Raw genomic sequence first — 20,408 nt, 5'->3', positions numbered from 1 at the left:
GGGGATGGAAATGGAAGATCGAGTCAAACCGCTGGAAGGTGTGCGCAACTTCCGGGATTTCGGTGGCTACGCCACGCCCAATGGTGTGATCCGTCCGGGTCTTCTGTTTCGGTCAGGCCATTACAATGAAGCGACCGACAAGGATGTAGCGTTTCTCGATTCTCTTGGCGTTTCCTATCACATCGATCTTCGCCGCCCTGATGAGCGCGACCGTCAGCCAAATCGCTGGCCAGCCGAGCATGTCGAGCAGATCAGCCATGAAGGTGGCCGCGAAGAAGTGCCAGCGCATATCGCTGCTCTCCAGGGTGACAATGTCACGCCGGAGTCCATCGAAGGCTATATGACGAAATACTATCGCGCGGCGCCGTTCAAAGAGCACCATATCGCGCTGTTCCGCGCCTGGTTTGACGGGCTGGCGCGTGAAGGCGGGGAAGGCGCTGCGGTGGTTCACTGCGCTGCCGGTAAAGACCGCACAGGCATTATCTGCGCGCTCACACATATCGTCCTGGGTGTGGATGAGAAGGATGTTGCAGAGGATTATATCCTGACCAATGAAGCCGTCGATATTGATCGCTTCCTGCCGGAGGCCCGCAAACGCTTTAACGAAGCGCTGGGCGCGAACCATGAAGCCGATGTCTATCGTCCTTTCATGGGTGTGCGGGACGTCTATCTCGAAAACGCGTTTGAAGTGATGTCAGATGCGCACGGGTCACCGCGCAATTATGCGCGAGAGGTGCTCGGCGTGGATGATGAAATGGGCGATCGCCTCAAGAAACGCTTCCTTCAGACATAACCCGGTCGAACTTCGGCCACGAAACTCTACTGGTTTTCTCCCGGTAAATGACGCAGTCTGCCTTTCGGAAGCGGCAGAAATAGTCGCGGGAGGAAGCAAAACCAATGACTCTGGCTAACAGCAATACCGGCAAGCCAGCCATGACGGCTGCGGTTGACGGCGATATGCCAACCAGCGTGCCACCCGAGCAGAGAGGCGGTGCGTGGGGCAAATCCGGAACAGCCTGGGTGCTGTTCGAATTCGCCCGGAATCCTTATTATCTTCTGGTCGTCGTTTACATCTTCGCGCCTTATCTGGCGCGCGATGTTGTGGGTGCGAATGCGCTCGCCGATGGCATGTTTGATGGCATGACGCCGGAAGCAGCTGCGCGCGCCGCCAATGCACATGGTCAGGCCTTCGTTGCAGGCGTCACGAAATGGGCAGGCTTTGCAGCGGCTTTGACCGCGCCGATCCTTGGGGCTGCGCTTGATCGCGGTGGCAAGCGAAAGCCGCTCGTCGCTGTGTTTCTGTTTACACTGGCCGCGATGGCGAGCCTGCTCTGGTTCGTTCAGCCGGGTGATGCCGGGATTTCCCTCTTTTGGGTCGCGGTGATCCTGATCGTCGGGTCGACCTGTTTCACCTATTCGGAGGTGATCCATAATTCCATGCTGGCAGATTCCGGGCGCCCGGAAGTGCTGCCGAGCATTTCCGGCCACGGGCTGGCTCTTGGTAATCTTGCCGGAACCCTGCTCATGCTCCTGATTGTGGTTGGGTTTGCCATGCCCGCCATGATGGGCTGGCCATTTGATGCACCGCTCTTTGGTGTGAATGTCGCTGAGAACGAGCATTACCGGCTGGCAGGGCCGATTGCGGCGGTCTGGCTGTGTGTGTTCATCTGGCCGTTCTTCATGAACTGTCCGGATTCCGGGCGTCGCGGGGCAAGCTGGGTGCGCGCCATCCGGGAAGGCATGCTGGGGCTCTGGAACACGATCAAGAAGGCGCGCGATCACAAGGAGATCATGAAATATCTCGTTGCGCGGATGATCTATGCAGATGGCATGCAGGCCCTTTTGGCACTTGGCGCGGTCTATGTGGCGGGCGCGTTGAACTGGAATGTGGTCGAGCTTGTGGGCTATGCGGTCTGGCTGTCCATCTTTGCGACGGTCGGCGGCTTTTTCGGTGCATTTCTGGACCGGGTCTTCGGATCGCGGAATGCGCTGATCGTGGAATTGTCAGCCCTGACCGTCATCCTGTTCCTGACCATTTCGATCACGCAGGAAAGCATTCTCTATGGCCTGATTGAATCAGAACGGGTTCTGCCGGGCAGTATTTACTCCCACACGCATGACTGGGCGTATCTGGCGATTGCCTCCCTGCTCGGGACGTTCGCGACGGCCTGTATTTCATCTTCCCGTGCCATGCTGGTGGGCATGGCGCCAAAACACATGATGGGGGAGTTCTTCGGGCTCTATGCGATTGCCGGCACGGTAACGGTCTGGCTCGGCCCGCTCCTGGTGGAGATTTTCACATCAGCGTTCAACAGCCAGCGGATTGGCATGTCGACCATCAGCGCGCTCTTCCTGATCGGATTGATTGCGCTCTTGCGTGTGAAATACCCCAAACAGACCTGAGGCGAGATTTGATAGAGCGGGGTTATCTCCGCTCTACCGTCTCCGTGCGACGCGGGCGCAGATAGAAGGTCTCATCGAGCACTTTGGTGGATGGCAGAAAGTATCCGAGCGTCGAGTCATAGTCATAACTGACCTCGGAAATGACCACGCTCTGTCCGTTTTCCAGAAGGCCGGACGGAATGGTGACGCTCGCACCCTTGCTATAGGCGGTCATGTTCTGCGCTTCTGACCAGAGCACTTCGGTTTTCGTGCCGTTCTGCTGCACGCTCGTGACACGCATCCGGGCCTTTGAGCCATCATAAGGCTGGAAAAGCGCGTTTGAGGCGTGAAAGATATCATCCAGATCACTGTTCGAGACCGCCGTTGCCCGGGCGACCAGGTCACCAAGTGTCGAGGCCGTCTGGGTCACTTTCCGGTCGACCAGCATCAGGAACGAGACCTCGATACTGGCGAAGAACAGAAGCGCGAAAACCGGCAGAATGAGCGCAAACTCAACCGCGGACACACCGGAGCGGTCTTCCCGAAACTTGCGCATCGCTTTGGTAAAAGGATTGATCAGCATGGGCCTTAGTCTCCGAACGGCTCGTTACGGAAGGCGACATTCGCCTGAAGCAGGCGCTTGTTTTCATCCATATTGGAAAGCGGGGCGCTGATAACGGGCGTGATCAGGTTCCACTCGTAAAAGACGCGAGCCAGAACGATGTCATTGCCTTCGCCCGCGTCGAATTGCAGGGCCGAATCGTCCACCTTGCCGTCCTTGATCGGGTTGTCATTGCTGGTGTTCGTGAAACTTTCGAACACACGCACATCGACTTTCAGGCGATCATTGCAGTCGAGAATGCCGAAGGAGTTATCGCAGACGAGCTGTTTGAAGGTTTCAGCAGACGCGCCGGATGACTGAAGCTCACCGGTGCGGATCTGGCGGGCCGCTTCAGACGCGCCGTGTTCCAGCGTCGTGGTGGCAATAAAGATCAGGCAGACTTCAAACAGGCCGATCAGCATGACGATAAAGGGGGCCGCAACGAGTGCGAACTCGACCACCGTTGATCCTTTTTCCTCACCCGCGAAGCGATGGAGGGCAGATCGGATGCGGTTTAGTCGGCGTTCCCCGCGTTTTCCCAGATGTCTTTCGACCAATGCGAACTCTCCTGACAAACAGTGAGCTCACATTAGGTGAACAGCGTTGGTTTCGCGTTTCATAAACCGGGTAAATTTAATCGAAATCGTCGCTCGAGGGTCGGCGCGAGGAAAAAACGAAGCGATTAGTCGCCGTCGTTCAGAACCCCGATCTGACCTGTTACGTCTTCGAAATAGGTTTTCTCATCGCCGGGTGTCGGTGCGACTTCACAGCCTGGTGCACAATCATATGTGTAGGTCGAGCCCGCTCTGACGAGGCTGAGCTTTGTCTGAGATCCGTCGACGACATGAATGACCGTATCAATGACGACACGTCCATCCTTATCAATCACATGCAGGCTGGTCCGCCCATAGGAACGCGCCGAGATGAAAAGTTTGTGCTCATCATGGACAGCGACATCTGCTATATATGGACTCCCCACGGAGACACCCGCAATGGTTTCAGGAATGTCGATGGACACCGCTTCCTGAAAGGAAAGGAGAATAGGTCCGACGCTTTCAGACGTCGTTTTCTGGACCTTCTGGACAGGAACCGGTGCACGACCCGCAACATCCGCTTGCGCGGCTGGCATGGCAGACAGTGAGAGTGCGGCAGCAAAAAACATCCATTTCATAGCGGAGCGGCTCCATTCGTTTTCGTCAAATTAAACGCAGAGCCTTGCTCTTTTGCTAACAAATACCGCTCTTCAGCGAAAAAGCCGTTTTATGGTGAACAGAATCCTTAACGGCAGGGGTCAAACTTTGGGGTCAGGTGAACCCTGTTTTCATTTCATTGCTGTAGCTTCCGAACATCCCGGGGCGAAAACCAAAACTTCCTCGGGTTGCCTTGCCAATGTGGGAGAAATGAAAATGAAAAACATCATGCGTTTTCTTAAAGACAAATCTGGTGCGACAGCTATCGAGTATGGCCTGATCGCAGCTCTGATCGCCGTTGCAGTTATTTCTGGCGTCACAGCACTCGGCGGCAACGCTGAGAAAACGTTCCAGAACGTTGCTACGGAAATCGGTAAAGGCGCTGGCTCTTAATAGCTGGTCGCACATACCACGATTTTCTTCGTGTTAAAGGAAACCGTCGGGCATTCGCCCGGCGGTTTTTCTTTTGTCCGCGCAGAATAGTTGACCGGTCTGTTAACGCGCCGGTGCCATTACTTAAGAAAATCGTTCAACTGCTTTTCGCTTCAGATCCCGCGTTCAGAAATTCTTGGCAGTTTTCGGGGCACACTCTGCGCAAGAAAATGAGGATCTGACATGCTTGCCTGGCTCATTCTGGCGCTATTCCTTTCAGGACTGGCATTCGCTGCCATTCACGATGTGGCGACCATGACCATCCCCAACTGGGTGTCGATTGCGTTTGCCGTTCTCTTCCTGCCAGCGGCGCTTCTGGTCGGAGCCGACTGGGCGAGCATTGGCTGGCATTATCTCTACGGTCTCATCGGACTCATTGTTTGTATTGGGCTTTTTTCCGTTGGCGTGTTCGGCGGAGGGGATGCAAAGCTCCTGCCTGCGGTGCTGATCTGGATGGGGCCGGGCGCAACGCTCCCTTATATATATGGTATCGCGCTATCGGGCGGCGTGCTCGCCCTGGTGTTTATTCTGTCCCGGCGGCTGATCCCCCAGACAGCGATTCCAGGTTTTCTGCACCGGTCCGTGGTGGAAGGTCCGGGGGTCCCTTATGCGGTCGCGATCGCCTTCGGAGCGATCTGGGCGGCCAAGTCCAGTGTCATCGTCAGTCAAATAATCGGCCTGACAGGCCTCGCTTATTAACGATGCCTTAGAGGCATTGTGCTTTTTTTACAGAAGTTTCCCGGAATATCGGCCGGTGGAGGAGCTTGAATCGTGTCAGTCATGCGCATCTTGATACTCGTTATTGCAGGGGGTGCTGCGCTCCTGGCGGCCATGCTGGTTCGGAATATGTCCAGTCAGCCAGCCGCGCCAGTCGTTCAGCTTGTCGAAGAAGGCCCGGAAGAACCGGCCATTCCACTCTCGCAGGTGCTCGTTGCCAATATCGACATGCAGGTCGGCCACCGGATCGCGCCGGATGATCTTGAATGGCAGTCCTGGCCGGAAGAGCGCCTGAGCGACGCTTATTTCACGGAAGCTTCCAATCCTGACGCCATGACGGAACTTGCTGGTGCGATTGTCCGCATTCCGGTGTTCTCTGGCGAACCTGTGCTTGCGCAGAAAGTTGTTCAGGTCGGCGACAAAAGCATGCTGACCGCGGTGTTGAGCGAAGGCATGCGCGCTGTGGCCGTTGAGATTTCGGTCGAAACAGCGGCAGGCGGCTTCATTCTGCCAGGCGACCGCGTTGACGTTATTCTCAGCTATGACCGCGAAGTCGCTGAAAACGACATGATTGTTGAGCGCCCTGCAACACGTACCGTGCTGCAGAATGTGCGCGTGCTCGCAATCGACCAGAGTTTCCAGAAAATTGAAGATGAAGACGTTGTTGTGGGCACGACAGCGACTTTGGAATTGAAGCCGGCGCATGCAGAAACCCTGATGCTGGCCACTCGGATGGGTGAGATTTCACTCTCTCTGCGTGGTCTGTCAGATTCTCGCGAAGATGCGCCGGATGTCATCGCAGCCGGCTCCCTGGAAGCGGCGCGCGATAATGGCGGCACTGTCCGGATTTACCGTAGTGGTTCCGTCGAACAGACGAGTATCGGAGGCAATCAATGATCGGCAAGATGATCGGGCCAGTGTTAACGGCTGGCCTCCTTGCTTTGTCAGGGCTGGGTGGGTTGTCTGCGACCGCACAATCAAATGTGCAGGTCGCTGTATCTGAATCCGGGAAAACCCCTGTCACACGCAATCTGTTATTACCGGTCAACAAATCCTCTGTGATTGAGCTGCCGGTTCCGGCGGCTGATGTGATCGTGACGAACCCGGCCATTGCAGACGCGGTCGTGCGAACCTCTCAACGCGTGATTTTCCGCGGTGTCAGCACGGGTGAAACCAATGCCTTCTTCTTTGATATCTATGGCAATCAGATTCTGGACCTGCAGATCCGTGTCGAGCAGGACCTGACAGGACTTGATGATCTGTATCGCCGCCTCCTGCCGGATGCGCGGATTAATGTTGAAGCGTCGAATGGCGCCATCATCCTGACGGGCCGGGTCGCGAATGCGGCTGAATCCATGCGCGCGGTTGAACTTGCGCAGAATTTTGTCGTCACGGCGAGCAGCAGCAGCGGTTCTGCCGGTTCAGGCGGCGCGGCTTCCGGATCTGGCGGCGGCGACGAATCCGACAGCAAGGTGATCAACCTGCTGAGCGTTGAAGGTAAGGATCAGGTGCTTCTGAAAGTGCGCATTGTTGAAATGCAGCGCACCCTGACCAAACAGCTCGGCGTCAATCTGAATGGCGGCAAGACGGTCGGCACGAACGGCGACTCCTTTATCAACGATGTGACCTTCTCGACGACCAACGCCTTTAACGTTGCAGGCCGCGTGCTTGGCGGTCTCGGCATCGGCATTGATGCCAATGACGCAGACTCTCAGTTCTCGCTCGGTGCAGAGGTGAATGCGCTGGAACGCGTCGGCCTGATCCGCACGCTGGCAGAACCAAACCTGACGGCGATCTCCGGTGAATCGGCGAAATTCCTGGCGGGTGGTGAGTATCCGGTTCCGGTTGGACAGGATGACAATGGCCAGATCTCGCTGGAATTCAAACCGTTCGGTGTCGGCCTTGGTTTCACACCGGTTGTCCTGTCAGAGGGTCGTATCTCTCTGCGCATTTCCACGGAAGTTTCAGAGCTGACGCAGGAAGGTGCCTTTGCGCCGCAATCGGTTGCCGGAACAGACGCCAATGGCAATGTGACGACGGTGCAGACCATCAACATTCCAGCGCTGACGGTGCGCCGCGCTGAGACGACGGTTGAGCTTCCTTCCGGCGGCAGCACGATGATTGCCGGTCTCATTCAGGAAAGCACGCAGCAAACGCTCGATTCCATTCCGGGCATCAAGAATGTGCCAATTCTCGGCGCGCTCTTCCGGTCCCGCGACTTCCAGAATGACGAGACGGAACTTGTCGTAATCGTCACGCCATATCTGGTTGATCCGACAGATCCGAACAAGCTGAAGACGCCGGGTGATGGCTATTCCACGGCCGGGGACCTCGCGACGATGTTCCTTGGACGCCTGAACGATATTTACGCTGTGCCGGGCGCAAACACCGAAGGCGAGACCTTCGATGCGCCAGTCGGTTTCATTATTGAGTAGCGGAGCGGAAAACATGAGCTATTTCAAACTCATTTCTGGTGTTGGCGCGCTCGCCCTTCTGGCGTCCTGCTCGACCTATGATCCGATGCTCAAGACCGGGCAGAATGATCGCTACAGCCACCAGATCGATGTGGTGGAAGAAACGGTCGTCATGGAAGTTGCCATGTCGGAAGCCGCACCGGGCCTGCCCTATCATGAAGTCAATCGCATGAAGGCTTTTCTGGCGGACTATAAATCACGTGGCGCGCGTCATGGCCCGCTTATTCTGTCTGTCCCGCAAGGCAGCCCATGGGCGGCCAAGCTCGAGCAGAGCGCTGAGCAGACTTATGACCTGGCTTATGATTACGGCGTTCGCGACGTGTCTCGCAGTGATTATGCGAGCAATGGGTCACCGGACGCACCGCTTGTGCTGGCGTATCGGGCCTTCAAGGCCGTTGGGCCGAACTGTCCTTCGCTGGCGCAGATTGATCTGTCCGCCACCAGCACAAACGACCCGACACCGGCTTTCGGCTGTTCTGTGAACGCAAACCTTGCTGCGATGATCGCCGATCCGGCTGATCTCCTGGGTGCGCGTCCGGAAGATCCGGCTGACACCGTCCGTCGTGTCGATGTTCTGACCAAATACCGAACCGGCCAACCAACTGCGACTGAGCGCACGGATTCTGAAACCGGCGCCATCAGCAACGCTGTTGAATAGTGAAGTGTGAGGATTAACCGATGAATGATCGCAACGCCTTACTGGACGACCTTCCATTCGAAGACGATTTCGACTCCTTTGGCGGATCGGATGACTTCGGCTCTGACGCGCTCTCTCTGGACGATCCGTTTGACGCGCCAATGAAGCGCACAAGCGAGGCAGGCATTGGTGGCAGCGCCAAGCTTGACCCGGATGCCATGATGCAGGTCGAGGCCGAAGGCGTCACGGGCAGCATCACGGTGCCCCGTATCACGGTGCATGCTTTCTGTGAGCGCGCAGCGACGGCGAAAGTCATCGAAGCCGCGTCCGGGGATCGTCGTCTTTCAAAAGCAAACTTCCAGATTGAGGAAGGCGGCCTCAGCCGCGCTGTCCAGTATTATCAGGAGGTCAACACACCTGATCTGCTGATCATTGAATCCAGCCTGCCAGCCAAGCAGATGCTTGCTCAGATCGATGCTCTGGCAGAATTGTGCGATCCGAACATCCGCGTGCTGGTCATCGGCGCGATGAACGATGTGCAGCTTTATCGCCAGCTCGTAAATCGCGGTGTCAGCGAATATCTCGTGCCGCCATTCCAGCCAACGCAGCTGATCCAGTCGATCAGCGCGCTTTATGTTGACCCGGATCGTCCGTTCGTCGGTCGCTCGGTGGCCGTTGTCGGTGCCAAGGGCGGCGTGGGCGCGTCCACAATTGCCCACAATCTGGCCTGGGCGATTTCTGAAAACATTCAGATCAACACAACCCTTGTCGATCTCGATCTCAGCTGGGGCACCAGCGCGCTCGATTTCAACCAGGAAAGCTCTCAGACGGTTGCGGACGCGCTGACCGATCCGGACCGGATTGATGATGCGGTTCTGGACCGACTTCTGTCCAAAGCGACCGAACGCCTGACCCTGTTCACGGCGCCAGCGTCTCTGAACACCATGTATGACATTTCCGACGAGGCGTATGACGAAGTCATTGACCGCGTGCGTCGCAATGTTCCGTTCGTGGTTCTGGACCTGCCGCATGTCTGGTCAGACTGGATGCGGTCTACGGTCGTGAACGCAGATGACGTCGTGGTGGTTTGTCAGCCGGATCTCGCATCGCTGCGGAATGGCAAGAATTTGATCGACTATCTGAAATCTGCGCGCGCGAACGAAGCGCCGCCGCGTCTCGTGGTCAATATGGTCGGCGTGCCAAAGCGCCCGGAAATTCCGGTGAAGGACTTTGCGGCTGCCATTGATATGGACCCGGCACTGGTTTTGCCTTTCGAGCCGCAGCTTTTCGGTCAGGCATCAAACAATGGTCAGATGATTTCTGAAACGGCGCCGGATGCCAAACCATCTGTTGGCATTGATCATCTGGCATCGCTTCTGACGGGCCGCGCGGTCGAGGAACGTCAGCAAAGTCTGATCAGCAAACTGTTGAAATTCGGAAAGTAAGGCTACGCCCACATGTTTGGCAAACGCACGGACTCCACACCTTCAAACGTCAAGGAAGCTAAGGCGCCTGTCGCACCGGCGCCGAAACCGGCTGCGAAAAAGCCGGAGGTGAAGAAAGAGAGTCTGCCGACCAAAGCCGCGTCCGCGCCAAAGCCGCGTCCGGAGAAGAAAAAGCGCTCTGAAAATCCGATCTCGCAGGTCGATGACCGTTCCGATGAATATTATCGCGTCAAGACGATGGTGTTCAACGCGCTGATCGACACGATCGATCTGGCGCAGCTCGCCCAGCTGGATTCAGACAGCGCACGCGAAGAAATCCGCGACATCGTCGTCGAAATCATTTCCATCAAGAATGTCGTCATGTCGATTGCCGAGCAGGAAAGCCTGCTGGAAGACATTTGTAACGACGTGCTTGGTTATGGCCCGCTTGAGCCTCTGCTCGCGCGCGATGACATTGCCGATATCATGGTGAACGGCGCGGGCACGACCTATATCGAGGTCGATGGCCGGATCGAACGGACAAACATCCGCTTCCGTGACAACGCCCAGCTGATGAATATCTGTCAGCGTATTGTGAGCCAGGTCGGCCGCCGCGTTGATGAAGCCAGCCCGATTTGTGACGCGCGTCTGCTGGATGGTTCTCGTGTGAACGTCATCGCGCCGCCGCTGGCGCTGGATGGCCCGACCCTCACCATTCGTAAGTTCAAGAAGGACAAGCTCAAGCTTCAGAACCTGGTTGATTACGGTTCTGTATCCGAAGCTGGCGCAGAAATCCTGCGTATTATCGGTGCCTGTCGCTGTAATGTCCTGATCTCGGGCGGTACCGGTTCTGGTAAAACGACGCTGCTGAACTCGCTGACCGCCTTTATCGATCCGACCGAGCGCGTCATCACCTGTGAGGACGCGGCCGAGCTTCAGCTCCAGCAGCCGCACGTGGTGCGTCTTGAAACCCGCCCGCCGAATATTGAAGGCACGGGCGCGGTGACGATGCGTGATCTCGTGAAAAACTGTCTGCGTATGCGTCCTGACCGGATCATCGTGGGCGAGGTGCGTGGCCCGGAGGCATTCGACCTCCTGCAGGCCATGAACACCGGTCACGATGGCTCCATGGGTACGCTGCACGCCAACACGCCGCGTGAGGGCCTGTCCCGTGTGGAGTCCATGATCACCATGGGTGGTTTCGCCCTGCCGGCCAAAACCATTCGCGAAATGATTGTCGGTTCGATTGATGTCGTGGTTCAGGCGTCGCGTCTGCGTGATGGTTCGCGTAAAATCATGTCCATTACCGAGGTGATGGGCCTTGAGGGCGAAGTCATCGTTACGCAGGACATCATGAAGTTCGAAGTCGATGGCGAAGATGAAAACGGCAAGGTTCGAGGCACGCACCGCGGTCTTGGCGTCGGTCGCCCGCGTTTCTGGGAACGTGCACGCTATTACAATATGGAGCGTGAGCTTGCCGAGGCGCTGGATGCGCTTGAGGGGGCCTGATGGACACCAACACCCTTCTGATTGCGGGTCTCGCTTTCGTCGTCATCGCCTGTATCGGCTTTCTGCTCGTCGGCGGCGATAAAAATGAAGCCGCTTCGAAGCGCGCCAAGCAGATTGCGGCCAGCACGCGTTCGCAAGGCAAGGCCAATGATCCGATGGCTGCGCGCCGTCGCCAGACCCAGGATCTTCTGAAGAATCTGCGCGAAGGCGAAGCGGAAAAGAAAAAGTCTCTGGTCCCGAAAGACATTGGTGCCCGCCTGGAACAGGCTGGCATGACGATTTCGCCGAGCATGTTCTGGATTTTCTCTGCGTTGACGGGGATGGGGCTGGCGGCCTTTGGTTTCATCATGGCGCCATCGAGTGTGACGAGCACGTTTCTGGGTGAGAGCGCGCGCATTCTGATCGCTGCCGGGTTCGGCATTGCAGGCTTTCTGGGTCTGCCGCGCTGGATTCTCGGCATGATGACGAAGGTGCGCCACCAGAAAATCACCAATCAGTTTGCTGATGCGCTGGACATCATTGTGCGCGGCGTGAAATCAGGTCTGCCGCTGAATGAGTGTCTGCGGATTATTGCCGTTGAAAGCCCTGAACCCCTGCGATCTGAGTTCAAGCAGATCACGGACGGTATCTCCATGGGCCAGTCCATTCCGCAGGCGCTGCAGAAATTCTATTATCGCGTACCCCTTCAGGAAGTGAACTTCTTCAACATCGTTCTGGGCATCCAGGCGACGACAGGTGGTAACCTTTCAGAGGCGCTGGGCAATCTGTCCACCGTGATCCGGTCCCGCAAAATGCTGCGTGAGAAGATCAAGGCGCTGTCTTCTGAGGCGAAAGCCTCGGCCATGATTATTGGCGCGCTGCCAATCGCGGTCATGGTGCTCGTTTATATCACCACGCCCGATTACATGATGGAGCTGTTCCTCAAGCCGACAGGACACCTCATCCTGCTCATTGGCGGGCTCCTGATGGGGCTTGGTATTTTCATCATGCGCCGCATGATCAACTTTGACTTCTAGGGGGACGCCATGGGCTCGATTGATGACATCGCATCCTATCTGACCGATCCGGGCTTTCTTGCGGCGGCTGCGGCCGCCATTGCCTGTTTCGCGACGATCATGACGGTCGCGCTCCCGGCCTTTCAGTCAGACAAGCTCGAAACGCGCCTGAAGGAAGTCACCAACCGCCGTGAACAACTGCGTCGCCAGAACCGCGCATCCCTGAACCAGCGCGGACTGAAGCAGAACCAGGGCGAAGGCTTCATGAAGAACACGGTCGACAAGCTCGACCTGCAAAAACTGCTCGAAGACCCGAACGTGAAGGACAAACTGCTTCAGGCGGGTCTGCGCGGCGGGGCGCCGGTTGCGACCTTCTACTTCTTCCGCTTTGCGCTTCCGATCGTTTTCGGCATTGCGACCTTCTTCTACATGTTCGTGCTGAATGTGGTCGACTGGATGCCGCAAATGAAGATTGGCGCCGTTCTGGTTGGTGTTGCCGTCGGATTTTACGGGCCAAATCTTTACGTCTCCAATCTGGTGACCAAGCGCAAGCAATCCATCATGCGCGCCTTTCCCGATGCGCTGGACATGATGCTGATCTGTGTCGAGGCGGGCATGTCGATTGAAATGGCGTTCGACAAGGTCGGTTCTGAAATTGGCCAGGCATCGACCGAGCTGGCCGAAGAGCTGAAGCTCACCAATGCTGAATTGTCCTATCTGCAAGACCGCCGCGTTGCCTATGACAATCTGGCCAAGCGGACCGACCATCCAGGCGTGAAAGCCGTTTGTATGGCGCTGGCACAGGCGGAACGATACGGTACGCCGCTGGGCTCAAGCTTGCGGGTCATGGCGAAGGAAAACCGCGACATGCGGATCGCTGAAGCCGAGAAAAAGGCGGCAGCTCTGCCGGCCAAGCTGACGGTTCCGATGATCGTCTTCTTCCTGCCGGTGCTGTTCCTGGTTATTCTTGGCCCGGCCTATATCAAATTCACCGAGATGGATTAGCAGAGAATTGCGGCTGGACAGACCATGACGCTCAAGAAGCACTTTGAATCGGTATTCGGCATGCTGGCCATGCTTCTGGCGCTCATCATGGCGCAGGCCGCAGCCTATAATCTTGGCGGACGGATCGGCGATACGCTGGTGCCGCTCCTCTCTCTCATCCTGACCGGTTATGCCATTCAGTACGCTATGCGCCAGCCGGGCAATGTCCTGCCGAGCATTGTTGCCATGACGGTGTCTTTTGGCCTGCTCAGCGTGTTTCTGTCTTTCAGCTGGTATCTGCGCCGTATGCTGTTCGACCTGAATACAAACTATTTCCTGACAGGTGAGCGCGACAGTCTGATCCTGTATGTGGTGCTGCCGCATATGATGCTGGCCATTCTCGCGCCGGTGCTGATCCGACGCGCGGGTCAGCTATCGCGCGATAAAGGCTGACCTGTCTTTCGTCATTTCTTGAAAAACTAGTCGTCCATCGAGCCACGAAGCTGGCCGTACACCCGTGTTGATGGTGTCAGCATGGCGCGGAAATAATCAATATTCTTGTCGACCTGACTGTCTGGCAGATCACCTGCGCTCAGCTCGCGGGCTTCATCAAACCGGCCAAGCAGGCTCAGCACCATGGCAAGATTCTGACGCTCGCGAACGCCGGCATTTGGCTGCTCGACGGCGCGGCGCAGAAAGGTTTCAGCCGCTTCCGGTTCACCTGACAGGGTCAGCGACAGCCCAAGATTGGAGAGGCTGGACGTCGAGGCGGGATTGCGCTGAAGGATCTGGCGATAGGTGGCCTGTGCTTCACGGTGGCGCCCGGTCTGATCATAGGCCACACCCAAGGCGCCAAGCACGGTCAGGTCTTCCGGATTGGCGGCATAAGCCTGACGCAGTGCATCGACGGCGTTTTCCATATCACCGGCTTTCAGAAGCGCCTTGCCCAGCAGGGTCAGCAACTCCGCATTGCCGGGATCGAGGGACAGGGTCTGTGAAGCGATTTCGGCGGCGCGTTTGTCACTGCCAATAGCGCGCAGGGATTTGGCAAACTCCGTGGCGGCTTCGACATCGCCTGGGTTTTTCTCATATTCGAGGCCCCAGAAGGTTGCCTGGGTCATCGGGTCCTGACGCTTGATCAGCGCGCGGTCATCCGCGGACGCTGGCATGATGGTTTCACTCTTCACCTTCGCTTCATAGGCTTTTTCTTCGGCAGTCGGCGCGGTCGCGCAGGCCGCAGCCAGCGTTCCCATGGAAACGGCGCAGAACAGGCGAGAGAGTTTGTGAAAGACCATGTGTCTGTCTCCGGAATTTTCCATCTATTTTGCGCGATAGGTTCAAGGATTCGTTAAGGCTTGCGGAAAAGACGGCTTTGTTTGCTGCTATCCATTGGAAGTCATGCGAACCGCCTCTAAGTTTGATGGAAAATGGAGTTACCGCATGCCTTCTTCCTGTTTCGTCGCCGACCATTCCGCACCAACGCCAGTGGACCTCGTGCCTGCGAGCGCGGTCGAAGCTTATCTGGAAGCGCATTCGGAATATGCCGCCACGGTTCTGCGTAGCGAAGGCTTTGCCGCAAAGGCTGGCGAGCTGGTGCGTCTGCCGGATATGACGGGCAATCTCTCGCGCATCGTGTTTGGTGTTGGCGACAACAAGGATGCGCTCTGCGTGGCGAAACTCTCCGCCTCTCTGAAAGAAGGCGTGTATCGCTTCGATTATATCCCTGAAGACTGCGATCCGCAGATGCTCGCGGTCGCCTGGGCTGATGGCGCCTACAAGTTCGATCGATATCTCTCGAAAAAGCACACCCCGCCGCAACTCGTCATCGCCGATGAAGCGGCGCTTGAAATCGCGACGAACTTTGCCGATGCGATCCATCTTCTGCGCGACCTCGTGAACACGCCTGCGCAGGATATGACGCCGGAAATTCTGGCCGGTCAGGTCGCCGACCTGGCAGAAGAATTTGGTGCAGACCTCACGGTGACCGCGGGTGATGATCTGGTCGAGGCCAATTTCCCATTGGTGCACGCTGTTGGGCGCGCCGCCGCAGATGCACCGCGTGTGATTGAGCTTTCCTGGGGCAATGCCGACCATCCCAAACTCGCTCTGGTCGGCAAGGGCATCACCTATGATACGGGCGGGCTCGATATCAAGACGGGTGGTTATATGCGCCTGATGAAAAAAGATATGGGCGGGTCAGCCCATGCGATTGCGCTGGCACGTCTGGTCATGAGCTTCAAACTGCCGGTTCGACTGAAACTGGTTGTGCCAGCGGCTGAAAACGCGATTGGCGCTGGCGCGTTCCGTCCGGGCGATGTCCTGTCCAGCCGCAAGGGCCTGACCGTGGAGATCGACAATACGGATGCGGAAGGCCGCCTTGTGCTCGCTGATGCGCTTGTGCGTGCGCAGGAAGAGGGTGATCCGGATCTCCTCATCGACTTTGCGACCCTGACAGGGGCTGCGCGCGTGGCGCTCGGACCGGAAGTTGCGCCGTTCTATACGCCGAGTGATGACGTTGCGAACGCGATTGCCGCGGCGGCTGAAAAGGCGGGTGATCCAGCATGGCGCATGCCGCTCTGGGAGCCCTATTATGAGATGCTCTCCAGTCCGATTGCGGACATGAAGAACTCTGCCAGCGGGCCGATGGGTGGCTCGATCACAGCCGCGCTCTTCCTGAAGAAATTCGTGGAAACCGAAAACTGGGTCCACTGGGATGTCTGGGCGTGGCGCAATGCCAAATACGGCAATTCCGAAGGTGCCGCGGCGCAGGGCCTTCGCGCCATGTTCGGCGTGCTATCGGCGCGCTACAAGGCTTAGAGCCAGCCTGAAGCGGACAATAAAAAACCCCGGCACTGCCGGGGTTTTTCGTATTCTGTCATCTGGTGAACCAGCTTATTCGCGACCGCTCATCAGCGCGAGAATGAACTGGAACATGTTGATGAAGTTGATGTACAGGCTCAGCGCACCGTAAGTGGTTGCCACAGACATCGCACGCTCATTGCCGCCCAGTTCATAATACTGGAACTTCAGGCGTTGCGTGTCGAATGCGGTGAGGCCCGCAAAGATCAGAACACCTGCCAGTGAGATGATGAAGCTGAGCAGGCTGCTGGCCAGGAACATGTTGACCAGAGACGCGACGATCAGGCCGATCACACCCATGATCAGGAATGTGCCCATGCCGGTCAGGTCTTTCTTGGTCGTGTAACCCCAGAGCGACATGCCGCCAAAGGCGATCGCTGTCGTCAGGAAGGCTTTTGCCATGGTGATCAGACCATCAGACATACCTGCGTAGATAAAGACCAGAAGGCCCATGCCTGTACCGATCAGGGAAACCACCGACCAGTACACGATATTGGCACCGACGGGTGACGGGTTCTTCATCAGGAAGGCCGATCCGAAAAGGATCGCGATCGGGCCAAACGCCACAATGTAGTAAAGCAGCGTCATGCCAGTGATCTGGCCGGCGCCATTTGTCGTGAAGAACAGATTGATCAGAGATGTGCTGCCAACAATAAAGGCCAGCACTGCCGTCAGGACGAGGCCGAGCGCCATCTTGTTGTACACGCCGAGCATGAATTTGCGCAGGCCTTTGTCGACCGACGCGTCCATGGCTCCTGCGGGCATCTGTCCGGCGCGAGCGAAATTGTGATTATTCATCGTTCTACCTATTCGATAACCGCCCGCAATTAAGCGGATTGCCTGAAATATCGTACGTCTCATATCGATTTGCAAGAAGATGCGGTGAGTCTGACCACGAATTCATCCATACGAATTTCTGGAGTTTTTGATCGGAAAAACCGATCGTTTCAGATTGGCGCGGCCAGAAATAGTTATGACTTGTGCGGCGTGCTGGTGATTCAATCAGCAGACGCCCCGGATGAAACGCTCGACAAGCCATCTGAAAAGTTTTATACGATAGGAAATCGCTAGAACACATGGCGGCGGCTCGGGATAACCCGGGCCGCCGTTTTCATTGCCGGAAGCTGTGACTTGAGAACCATTAAGGACAATGAACGCCGTATCCTGAACGCCATCGAACCCGAAGCGGAAGCGATGGGGATCGAGATTGTGCGCGTGCGCATGATGGGCGGCAAGACGCCGACGCTGCAGCTGATGATCGAGAAATCAGAAGGCGGCACGGATGTTGAGGATTGCGCGGACTTCTCGCATGCGATCTCGCCATTGCTGGACGTGGTGGACCCGGTATCGGGCGCCTATCATCTGGAAGTCTCCACACCGGGTATTGATCGTCCACTGACGCGTGCAAAGGATTTCGCGAAATGGGTTGGCCATCTGGCCAAGATCGAGCTGAAAATTCCGGCACCGAACGGTCAGCGTCGTTTTACCGGCGAACTGACAGAGGAAAAAGATGGCGTCATCAAGCTGTTGCTGGATGACGAAACAGAGCTGGAGTGCGCTGTCGACGAAATGTCGAAAGCCAGCCTCGTGCTCACCGAAGAATTGATTGAAGCCGCCCGCAAGGCAGGAACGCTTGCGCCGCAACCGGGCGATGAAGGCTTTGAAGGCATGGAAACTGATGACGACGATGAGTCGGACATCGATGAGAAGGAAGAAAACGCATGAGTGCGATTGGCGTTTCCGCAAACCGTCTTGAAATCCTGCAGATCGCAAACGCGGTCGCAGCCGAGAAAGGCATCGACAAGACCATCGTGATCGAAGCGATGGAAGAGGCGATCCAGAAAGCTGCGCGTTCGCGTTACGGTCAGGAACATGACATCCGCGCTCACATCGATGCGCGCACCGGTGAGCAGACGCTGTGGCGTGTTCAGACCGTTGTGCCGGAAGAAGAGCTGGAAGACGAAGTCCAGCAGCTCACGCTTGATCAGGCGCGCGAAATCGATCCTGACATCGAAATCGGCGGCGAGATCCGTGAAGAACTGCCGCCGTTTGATTTTGGCCGTGTTGCCGCGCAGACCGCGAAACAGGTCATCATGCAGAAGGTGCGCGACGCTGAGCGCGACCGCCAGTATGACGAATACAAGGACCGCGTTGGCGAGGTGATCAACGGCATCGTCAAGCGTGTTGAATATGGTCACATCATTGTCGACCTCGGCCGCGCAGAAGGCATTGTTCGCCGCGGCGATGCGATCCCGCGCGAAAACTTCCAGAACGGCGATCGTATCCGCGCTTATCTGTATAAAGTGAGCCGCGAGCAAAAAGGCCCGCAAATCTTCCTGTCCCGCGCACACCCTGACTTCATGGTGGCTCTGTTCGCGCAGGAAGTGCCGGAAGTTTATGAGGGCGTGATCGAGATCAAGTCCTGTGCCCGTGACCCGGGGTCGCGTGCGAAGATCGGTGTCTGGTCGAACGATTCGTCCATTGACCCGGTCGGTGCCTGTGTCGGTATGCGCGGTGCGCGCGTTCAGGCCGTTGTTGGCGAGCTGGGCGGCGAGAAAATCGACATCATTCCATGGTCTGAAGATCCGGCGACCTTCATTGTGAACGCGCTTCAGCCGGCGGAAGTCTCCAAGGTTGTTCTGGACGAGGACGAACAGCGTGTTGAGGTCGTGGTTGCTGACAGCCAGTTCCCGCTGGCGATTGGTCGTCGCGGTCAGAACGTCCGTCTCGCATCACAGCTTTCCGGCTGGCAGATCGATCTGATGACGGAAACGCAGGATTCCGAACGCTTCCAGCGCGAATTCCAGGAGCGCTCTGCTCTGTTCATGAAAGCGCTCGATGCAGACGAAACGCTTGCGCAGCTTCTGGCCTCTGAAGGCTTCGAAACGGTCGAGGAGATCGCTTATGTCGAACAGGAAGACCTGTCTGACATTGAAGGTTTCGACGAAGAGATCGCTGAAGAGCTGCAAACACGTGCCCGCGAATATCTTGAGCGCCTGAGCGAGGAGCTCAATGAGAAGCGCCGTGAGCTGGGCGTCGAGGATGACGTTCTGGAACTCGAAGGCATGACCCTGCAAATGGCCGTGACCTTCGGCGAGAACGACGTCAAGACGATGGAAGATGTTGCAGGTCTGGTTCCGGACGACATCACGGGCTGGCGTGAGCCGGGCAAGGATGGCAAGCCAGTCTTCCAGGCAGGTATTCTGGCCAAGGGCGAGATGAGCGCTGACGAGGCGCAACTCTTCATCATGCGTGCCCGTAACAAGGTGGGCTGGATTGATGACGAGGCGCTTGCCGCGATCGAACAGGAAGCTGAACCTGACGTCGAAGAGATCGAAGGTGAAGATGGCGACGAAGCGAGCGAACTGACAGAAGAAGAGCGCGCACTCATGGCGCTTGATGATCTGTCCGGTGATGTCAGCCTCGAGGAAATCGCTGAACTGGATGAGTCTGATTTTTCTGACGATGTAGACGAGGAGGGCGCCGATGACGACGCAGAGCCTCGATGAGTCGGGGAATGACGACACAATAGACTGGCTGGATAACGGCCCGGTAAAAGGAAAATCAGCTCCCACACGCATGTGTCTTGCCACACGCGAGCACATGCCTGTGTCGAGATTGATCCGATTTGTCCGCTCGCCTGATGGCGATGTGGTGCCGGACCTTGCCGCCAAACTTCCCGGACGTGGTGTCTGGGTCCGTGCGGACCGTGACGCGCTGGCAGGCCTTCTGACCAGCAAATCCGGCTTTGCGCGCGGCTTCAAACAGTCCGTTCAGGTGAGCGAAGATCTGGTCGAACAGGTCGATTTGCAGCTTTTACAGCGATGTCAGGCCAGTCTGGGGCTGGCAAAACGCTCTGGAGCTATTATCTTAGGGTTTGATCAGGTCCGTAACGAGCTGCAAAAGCGACGTCCCGGCTGGCTTCTTGAGGCAAGTGATGGCGCTCAGGATGGTCGGAGGCGCATTGTGGGCCTGGCGGTCGCGCTCTATGAGCGTGTTCGCGTTGCAACAGCACTTGCCGGTGAAGAATTAGGCATGGCCTTTGGCCGTGACCATGTGGTACATGGGCTGTTGAAAACGGGTCAGTTCACCGATGTGTGGACAAAAGACTATCGTAGACTGTACGAGTTTCGTCGATTGACGGACGACGTATGGGTTTCTGGGACGGTCGGAAAGAACGTATGACCTCGCCTGCTGGCGAGGA

General features: G+C 56.9%; 21 protein-coding genes. 16 read left to right on the top strand and 5 right to left on the bottom strand.

From position 1 onward, the window contains the following. Positions 1–10 precede the first annotated feature (10 nt). Both ACFQDM_RS07745 and ACFQDM_RS07740 read left to right on the top strand, forming a co-directional pair. Positions 11–793, top strand: coding sequence for a tyrosine-protein phosphatase (locus tag ACFQDM_RS07745; RefSeq protein ID WP_377377646.1), 783 nt, complete (start codon positions 11–13; stop codon positions 791–793). Between the two features lie 104 nt (positions 794–897). Continuing rightward, positions 898–2,403, top strand: a complete 1,506-nt coding sequence (locus ACFQDM_RS07740; RefSeq protein ID WP_377377644.1) for an MFS transporter — start codon at positions 898–900, stop codon at positions 2,401–2,403. Between the two features lie 22 nt (positions 2,404–2,425). Here ACFQDM_RS07740 and ACFQDM_RS07735 read toward each other — a convergent pair whose 3' ends face one another. From ACFQDM_RS07735 to ACFQDM_RS07725, 3 genes are all read right to left on the bottom strand, one after another. After that, entirely contained in the window at positions 2,426–2,965 is a 540-nt protein-coding gene (locus ACFQDM_RS07735) for a TadE/TadG family type IV pilus assembly protein (protein ID WP_377377641.1), read from the bottom strand. Positions 2,966–2,970: 5 nt separating this feature from the next. Continuing rightward, positions 2,971–3,540: a TadE/TadG family type IV pilus assembly protein gene (locus ACFQDM_RS07730; protein WP_377377640.1), complete on the bottom strand. Its 570-nt coding sequence runs from the start codon at positions 3,538–3,540 to the stop codon at positions 2,971–2,973. 125 nt (positions 3,541–3,665) lie between these two features. Next, entirely contained in the window at positions 3,666–4,154 is a 489-nt protein-coding gene (locus ACFQDM_RS07725) for a pilus assembly protein N-terminal domain-containing protein (protein ID WP_377377637.1), read from the bottom strand. 235 nt (positions 4,155–4,389) lie between these two features. Between ACFQDM_RS07725 and ACFQDM_RS07720 the strand changes: the two genes are divergently transcribed. The 10 genes from ACFQDM_RS07720 (at position 4,390) to ACFQDM_RS07675 (ending at position 13,798) form a co-directional block, all read left to right on the top strand. Continuing rightward, positions 4,390–4,566 (top strand): Flp family type IVb pilin, encoded by a 177-nt coding sequence (locus ACFQDM_RS07720; protein WP_377378375.1) that lies wholly within the window; start codon positions 4,390–4,392, stop codon positions 4,564–4,566. 222 nt (positions 4,567–4,788) lie between these two features. After that, the gene (locus tag ACFQDM_RS07715) at positions 4,789–5,304 is read left to right on the top strand and encodes an A24 family peptidase (RefSeq protein ID WP_377377634.1); all 516 of its coding nucleotides are present in this window, start codon (positions 4,789–4,791) and stop codon (positions 5,302–5,304) included. An 81-nt stretch (positions 5,305–5,385) separates the two neighbouring features. Further along, the gene (gene cpaB / locus ACFQDM_RS07710) at positions 5,386–6,219 is read left to right on the top strand and encodes a Flp pilus assembly protein CpaB (RefSeq protein WP_377377631.1); all 834 of its coding nucleotides are present in this window, start codon (positions 5,386–5,388) and stop codon (positions 6,217–6,219) included. Further along, a complete protein-coding gene (locus ACFQDM_RS07705) occupies positions 6,216–7,757 on the top strand; it encodes a type II and III secretion system protein family protein (protein ID WP_377377628.1) in 1,542 nt (513 codons plus the stop codon). The genes cpaB and ACFQDM_RS07705 overlap by 4 nt, the downstream gene beginning before the upstream one ends. Before the next feature lie 13 nt (positions 7,758–7,770). Beyond that, positions 7,771–8,454, top strand: coding sequence for a CpaD family pilus assembly protein (locus ACFQDM_RS07700; protein WP_377377625.1), 684 nt, complete (start codon positions 7,771–7,773; stop codon positions 8,452–8,454). 20 nt (positions 8,455–8,474) lie between these two features. Further along, a complete protein-coding gene (locus ACFQDM_RS07695) occupies positions 8,475–9,878 on the top strand; it encodes an AAA family ATPase (protein WP_377377622.1) in 1,404 nt (467 codons plus the stop codon). 12 nt (positions 9,879–9,890) lie between these two features. Next, positions 9,891–11,366, top strand: coding sequence for a CpaF family protein (locus ACFQDM_RS07690; protein ID WP_377377620.1), 1,476 nt, complete (start codon positions 9,891–9,893; stop codon positions 11,364–11,366). Next, positions 11,366–12,382 carry a type II secretion system F family protein gene (locus tag ACFQDM_RS07685; RefSeq protein ID WP_377377617.1) on the top strand — a complete coding sequence of 339 codons (1,017 nt, stop codon included), beginning with the start codon at positions 11,366–11,368 and terminating at the stop codon, positions 12,380–12,382. The genes ACFQDM_RS07690 and ACFQDM_RS07685 overlap by 1 nt, the downstream gene beginning before the upstream one ends. A 9-nt stretch (positions 12,383–12,391) precedes the next feature. Then, entirely contained in the window at positions 12,392–13,366 is a 975-nt protein-coding gene (locus ACFQDM_RS07680; protein WP_377377615.1) for a type II secretion system F family protein, read from the top strand. Positions 13,367–13,390: 24 nt separating this feature from the next. Then, a complete protein-coding gene (locus tag ACFQDM_RS07675) occupies positions 13,391–13,798 on the top strand; it encodes a hypothetical protein (protein WP_377377612.1) in 408 nt (135 codons plus the stop codon). 26 nt (positions 13,799–13,824) lie between these two features. Here the strand turns inward: ACFQDM_RS07675 and ACFQDM_RS07670 are convergent, their stop codons facing one another. Then, positions 13,825–14,640 (bottom strand): tetratricopeptide repeat protein, encoded by an 816-nt coding sequence (locus tag ACFQDM_RS07670; RefSeq protein WP_377377609.1) that lies wholly within the window; start codon positions 14,638–14,640, stop codon positions 13,825–13,827. Between the two features lie 145 nt (positions 14,641–14,785). Between ACFQDM_RS07670 and ACFQDM_RS07665 the strand changes: the two genes are divergently transcribed. Further along, positions 14,786–16,162, top strand: a complete 1,377-nt coding sequence (locus ACFQDM_RS07665) for a leucyl aminopeptidase family protein (protein ID WP_377377606.1) — start codon at positions 14,786–14,788, stop codon at positions 16,160–16,162. Positions 16,163–16,237: 75 nt separating this feature from the next. Here ACFQDM_RS07665 and ACFQDM_RS07660 read toward each other — a convergent pair whose 3' ends face one another. Then, on the bottom strand, positions 16,238–17,002 hold the full coding sequence (locus tag ACFQDM_RS07660) for a Bax inhibitor-1/YccA family protein (RefSeq protein WP_377377604.1): 765 nt from the start codon (positions 17,000–17,002) through the stop codon (positions 16,238–16,240). 333 nt (positions 17,003–17,335) lie between these two features. Here ACFQDM_RS07660 and rimP point away from each other — a divergent pair, with 333 nt between their 5' ends. Genes rimP through ACFQDM_RS07645 form a run of 3 tightly spaced genes read left to right on the top strand, consistent with a single transcriptional unit; the run spans position 17,336 to position 20,389 of the window. Next, positions 17,336–17,929 (top strand): ribosome maturation factor RimP, encoded by a 594-nt coding sequence (gene rimP, locus ACFQDM_RS07655; protein ID WP_377377601.1) that lies wholly within the window; start codon positions 17,336–17,338, stop codon positions 17,927–17,929. Beyond that, positions 17,926–19,713, top strand: coding sequence for a transcription termination factor NusA (nusA, locus tag ACFQDM_RS07650; RefSeq protein WP_377377598.1), 1,788 nt, complete (start codon positions 17,926–17,928; stop codon positions 19,711–19,713). Before rimP ends, nusA begins: the two co-directional genes overlap by 4 nt. Then, a complete protein-coding gene (locus tag ACFQDM_RS07645; protein WP_377377597.1) occupies positions 19,691–20,389 on the top strand; it encodes an RNA-binding protein in 699 nt (232 codons plus the stop codon). The genes nusA and ACFQDM_RS07645 overlap by 23 nt, the downstream gene beginning before the upstream one ends. Positions 20,390–20,408: the final 19 nt, after the last annotated feature.

Source organism: Ponticaulis profundi (assembly GCF_042659465.1).
In the GTDB taxonomy this organism is placed as follows: Bacteria; Pseudomonadota; Alphaproteobacteria; order Caulobacterales; family Hyphomonadaceae; genus Ponticaulis; species Ponticaulis profundi.
This window is presented reverse-complemented; position numbering and strand designations above follow the sequence as displayed.